The sequence below is a fragment of the Ruegeria sp. genome (assembly GCF_028066395.1).
GTDB lineage: Bacteria > Pseudomonadota > Alphaproteobacteria > Rhodobacterales > Rhodobacteraceae > Ruegeria.
On the sequence record NZ_JALCBM010000001.1, the window covers coordinates 129948 to 134771 of the forward strand.

At 64.5% G+C, this 4824-nt stretch carries 5 protein-coding genes; 1 reads left to right on the top strand and 4 read right to left on the bottom strand.

Annotated elements, in window-relative coordinates:
* The 4 genes from MPJ51_RS00710 to MPJ51_RS00725 form a co-directional block, all read right to left on the bottom strand.
* The coding region (locus MPJ51_RS00710) for a xanthine dehydrogenase family protein molybdopterin-binding subunit (protein ID WP_298381075.1) at window positions 1-1547 on the bottom strand (1547 nt) is incomplete at its 3' end.
* Window positions 1547-2026 (bottom strand): (2Fe-2S)-binding protein, encoded by a 480-nt coding sequence (locus MPJ51_RS00715; RefSeq protein ID WP_298381068.1) that lies wholly within the window; start codon window positions 2024-2026, stop codon window positions 1547-1549. The genes MPJ51_RS00715 and MPJ51_RS00710, both read right to left, overlap by 1 nt.
* Before the next feature lie 3 nt (window positions 2027-2029).
* Window positions 2030-2890: a xanthine dehydrogenase family protein subunit M gene (locus tag MPJ51_RS00720; RefSeq protein ID WP_298381069.1), complete on the bottom strand. Its 861-nt coding sequence runs from the start codon at window positions 2888-2890 to the stop codon at window positions 2030-2032.
* A gap of 163 nt (window positions 2891-3053) precedes the next feature.
* On the bottom strand, window positions 3054-3905 hold the full coding sequence (locus tag MPJ51_RS00725; RefSeq protein WP_298381070.1) for a LysR substrate-binding domain-containing protein: 852 nt from the start codon (window positions 3903-3905) through the stop codon (window positions 3054-3056).
* A gap of 102 nt (window positions 3906-4007) precedes the next feature.
* Here MPJ51_RS00725 and MPJ51_RS00730 point away from each other — a divergent pair, with 102 nt between their 5' ends.
* The gene (locus MPJ51_RS00730; RefSeq protein WP_298381071.1) at window positions 4008-4709 is read left to right on the top strand and encodes an SDR family oxidoreductase; all 702 of its coding nucleotides are present in this window, start codon (window positions 4008-4010) and stop codon (window positions 4707-4709) included.
* Window positions 4710-4824: the final 115 nt, after the last annotated feature.

Genomic DNA, 4824 nt, shown 5'->3' on the forward strand with positions numbered 1-4824 from the left:
ACGTCGTTATAGCCCAGCGTGGCCGTGTCCGCGACAGTGACGCGGATGTTCTCATAGGGAATGCCCAGCACCTCGGCCGCCATCAGCGCCATCGATGCGCGCGAGCCGCCGATATCCGGCGTGCCGACCATGACCTGCGCCGAACCGTCCTCGGACAGGGCCAGTGACACCGACGTTTCACCGCCATGGTTGAACCAGAACCCGCAGGAAATCCCGCGCCCCTGCCCCGGCTTCAGCGGGGCCGAGTAATGCGGATGCGCCTTGGCGGCCTCCAGCGTTTCGACCAGACCGATGCGTTCGTAGGTCGGGCCATAGCTGGCCCGCGTGCCCTCATGCGCCGCGTTTTTCAGGCGCACGTCCAGTGGGTCGAGGCCCAGCTTGTTGCACAGCTCGTCCAGCACGGATTCCACGGCGAACGCCCCCATCGGCGCGCCCGGCGCACGATAGGCGGCCTGTTTCGGGCGGTTGGCCATCACGTCATAACCCACCTGCCGCACGTTGCTGACATTATAGGGGGCAAAGGCACACATGGCCGTCAGATCCCCCGGCGCGCCGGGGAAAGCGCCGCCCTGCAGGCGGAAGATGCCCTCGGCGGCGGTGATGGTGCCGTCCTTTTTCATGCCGATCTTGATGTCCATCGAGGCCGAGGATGTGGGTCCCGTCGCCCGGAACACCTCGGACCGGCTCATCACCAGCTTGACCGGACGGTTGGCCTTGCGGCTCAGCGCCAGCGCCACGGGTTCGATGAACACGGTGGTCTTGCCGCCGAAACCGCCACCGATTTCCGACGCCGTAACGCGCAGTTGCGAGGTCTCGATTCCCAGCAGCGCCGCGCAGGTCTTTTGTGCGATCCAGTGGCCTTGGGTGGTGCACCACAGCTCACCCTTGCCGTCGCCGCCCAGCGAGGCCAGACAGGCATGGGGTTCGATATAGCCCTGATGGGTCGCCTCGGTGACGAAGCTGTCTTCGATGACCAGATCAGCCTCGGCAAAACCGGCCTCGACATCACCATGACCGCTTTCGTGATAGCGCACGACGTTGGGATGCATGCCTTCGGGAACCGAGTAGTCGGCGGCCCCTTCGCGGATCACCGGCGCGTCCGGAGCCATGGCCTTGTCCACATCGGTGACGTGGGGCAGCACCTCGTATTCGACCTCGATCAGCTTGATCGCGTCGCGCGCCGCCAGCGCCGAAGTCGCCGCGACGGCAGCAACGGCATGGCCGTCATACAGTGCCTTTTCGCCCGCCATGACGTTTTCCAGAACGTTCCAGAACTCGCCTTCCAGACCGGGCTGGAACGGCACGTCGGCAAAATCGGCGCGGGTAACCACGGCCTTCACGTCTTTCAGCGCTTCGGCCTTCGACGTGTCGATCTTGACGATTCGAGCGTGCGCATGGGGTGAGCGCAGGATCGCGCCGTGCAGCATGCCCGGCGCATAGGCGTCGGCACCGAATTTGGCGCGGCCTGTGACCTTGTCCAACCCGTCCGGGCGGTCGGGCCGGGTGCCTACGAAAGTGAAGTCGGATTTGCGATCGTCCAGCGCCATTATGAAGCCTCCCGCAGTTCTGCCGCCGTGTCCATCACGGCGCGAATGATCTTGTCATAGCCTGTGCAGCGGCACAGGTTTCCGGCCAGCCAATAGCGGGCCTCTTCCTCGGTCGGGTCGGGGTTTTTCTCAAGCAGCGACTTGGCCGCGACCAGAATGCCCGGGGTGCAGACACCGCATTGCAGGGCAGCATATTCGACGAATTTCTGCTGCAACGGGTGCAGCACGTCGCCATCGGCGATACCTTCGACGGTTTCGATCTGCTTGCCCTCGGCCTCGACCCCCAGCATCAGGCAGGAACAGACCAGACGACCATCGACGGTGACCGAACAGGCACCGCAATCGCCGGTGCCGCAGCCTTCTTTCGCGCCGGTCAGGTTCAGCTTGTCGCGCAGACAATCCAGCAGGGTTTCGCGCGGGTCGCACAGGTATTCGACCGAGTCCCCGTTGACGGTGGTGGATACGTGGAACTTGCTCATGGCTTACTCTCCCTTCGCGCGGGCATAGGCGATTTTGGCGACGCGTTTGGCCAGAACGCCCGCAACCTCGGTGCGGAACGCAATGGTGCCGCGCTTGTCATCGATCGGATTGCAGGCGGCCTCGGCTGCAGCGGCCAGCGCATCCAGCGCGGCCTCGTCCAGTGAGGTGCCGATGATCGCTTTCGCCGCGTCCTCGACCAGCAGAACGGTCGGGGCGACCGCACCCAGAGACACGCGCGCCTCGGTGATCGTGTCGCCATCCAGCCGCAGATTCACGCCAACGCCGACCACGGCGATGTCCATCTCGGTCCGGGGGATGAAACGCTGATAGGCATCACCACCATTCTCACCACGCGCGGGGATGTTGACGGCCGAGACCACCTCACCCTTGTCAAGCGAGGTCCGGCCCGGGCCGGTCGGAATATCCTCGACCGCGACCTCACGGTCGCCAGCCGGACCGGTCACCGTCACGGTCACCCCCGCGGCCACCATCGCAGGCACGGAATCAGCCGCCGGAGAGCCGTTGCACAGGTTGCCCGTCAGCGTCGCCCGCCCCTGCACCTGAGTCGATCCGATCAGGTCCATCGCCTCGACCACGCCGGGCCAGTCGCGGCCCAGTTCGGGATGTTCGCTCATCTCCGCTCCGGTGGCGGCGACGCCCAGCGTCCAGCCGCCATCCGCATTGCGGGTGATATCGCGTACACCGTTGATTTTCTTGATGTCGATCAGCGTGTCCGGCGTCACCAAATCCGAGCGCAGTTGCACCAAAACGTCGGTGCCGCCTGCCAGAAACCGGGTGGTGCCCGACGCGTTTGCCGCCAGAGCCGACGCCTCGGCAAAGCTGGCGGGGCTGTGATAGTCCATGAATTTACCTCGCACCTGTGGATCAGGATCTTCTGGGTTCGAAGGGGACGTTAGTGCAGCAACCTCATCGCGTCCATGCTTGCCGCGACCTATTTTTGCGTTTCTCTGTGTCGGTTTCCGTCTCTGGTCCCGAAGCGCCCCTCATGATTCGCTCTGCCCCCCCTCAGACCTGCGAGAGCAGCCAGTCCCGCATCAGTGCCACCAGCCGTGGTTGACGCGGTTTTGCGGGGGCCACGATGACAAAGCCCGGATCGTCTATCGGCACCTCGGGCAAGGGCTGCACCAACCGCCCCGAGGCCAGCGCATCCGCGACCAGCGGGGCATGGGCCAGCGCGATCCCCTGCCCCGACACCGCCGCATCAATCGCCAGCGCGGTCTGGCTGAAACTCATCATCCGGGGCCGCCCATCGACCCCCGCCCGCTCCAGAAACAGCGGCCACAACCCGTGTGAGTCGCTGAGCAACACATGCTGCAGTAAATCCGCAGGCTGGGACAGTTGCACGGCCAGGTCCGGGCTGGCAACAACGACAAAGCTGCTGGAAAACAAAGGGACCGCGTCCAGACCCGCCGCAATCGGCAGGCGGGTTTGCCGAATGGCGATATCGACCCCATCGGTCTGGAAATCCGCCAGCCGCTCGCTGGCATCCACCTGCACCGACACATCCGGGTGCAACCGTACAAACGCCTTGAGGCGCGGCACCAACCATTTCGATGCAAAGCTGGGCGTGACGGAAATCGTGATGTGCCGTTGACCAGACAGATCATCGACGGCCTCTTCAATCAGGCGAAACGCCCGGCGCAGGGGTGCGTGAAATCGGCGCCCCGCCTCGGTCAGGCGCAGCCCCCGGGGCAGCCGTTCGAACAGAGGCGTGCCCAGACGGGCCTCTAGGCCCCGCACCTGTTGGGCGACTGCACCTTGAGTCACGCCAAGTTCACCTGCAGCGAGACGAAAGTTCAGGTGGCGGGCCGAAGCCTCGAAAGCGCGCAGGGCGTTGAGCGGTGGTAGGGCGGCCATATCAAATACAGTAGTTTTTCTACATCCTATATGCAGAAGAACTGATTGGTCAAACCGGCGCGCGAGGCGCATTTTGAGTCCATCACAGAACGGAGAATACAGATGACCAAAGTGGCTTTGATCACCGCAGGCGGCAGCGGCATGGGGGCAGACGCGGCGCGGCGTCTGGCAGCAGACAGGTTCGCGGTTGGCATCCTGTCCTCCTCAGGCAAGGGTGAGGCGCTGGCGGCGGAACTGGGCGGCATCGGCGTTACCGGATCGAACCAGTCCACTGACGATCTGCAACGGCTGGTCGATTCGGCTATGGACCGTTGGGGGCGTGTCGATGTGCTGGTGAATTCCGCCGGGCATGGCCCCCGCGCGCCGGTGCTGGAACTGACGGACGCAGAGTGGCACACCGGCATGGATGTCTATTTCCTGAACGCCGTGCGCCCCACCCGGCTGGTGACCCCGATCATGCAAGCTCAGGGCGGCGGGTCGATCATCAACATTTCGACCTTCGCCGCGTTCGAACCGGACCCGGTCTTTCCCACCTCGGGTGTGTTCCGGGCCGGGCTGGCGGCCTTTACCAAGCTGTTCTCGGACCAGCACGCCGCCGACAATATCCGCATGAACAACGTTCTGCCGGGTTTTATCGACAGCCTGCCCGAGAAAGAGGAATTCCGCGCCCGCATCCCGCTCGGTCGATATGGGCGCAGCTATGACGAGATCGCCTCGGTCGTGGCCCTGCTGGCCTCCGAGGGCGGTGCCTACATCACCGGTCAGAACATCCGCGTGGATGGCGGTATCACCCGGTCTGTCTGAGGTTAGAGGCGTGCCTTGACCAGATGCGTCACCGCCGCGCCCGCCTCGAAAAAGGCGCGGCGCAGGCCGGTCCAGGTTTCGCTGTATTGCGGCAACGGCGGCACCGGCAGGCATG

Excerpts from the sequence above, each read along its gene's own strand:
- MPJ51_RS00715 (WP_298381068.1), bottom strand. The coding sequence starts at position 2,026 with ATGAGCAAGTTCCACGTATCCACCACCGTCAACGGGGACTCGGTCGAA.
- MPJ51_RS00725 (WP_298381070.1), bottom strand. The coding sequence starts at position 3,905 with ATGGCCGCCCTACCACCGCTCAACGCCCTGCGCGCTTTCGAGGCTTCG.
- MPJ51_RS00720 (WP_298381069.1), bottom strand. The coding sequence starts at position 2,890 with ATGGACTATCACAGCCCCGCCAGCTTTGCCGAGGCGTCGGCTCTGGCG.
- MPJ51_RS00730 (WP_298381071.1), top strand. The coding sequence starts at position 4,008 with ATGACCAAAGTGGCTTTGATCACCGCAGGCGGCAGCGGCATGGGGGCA.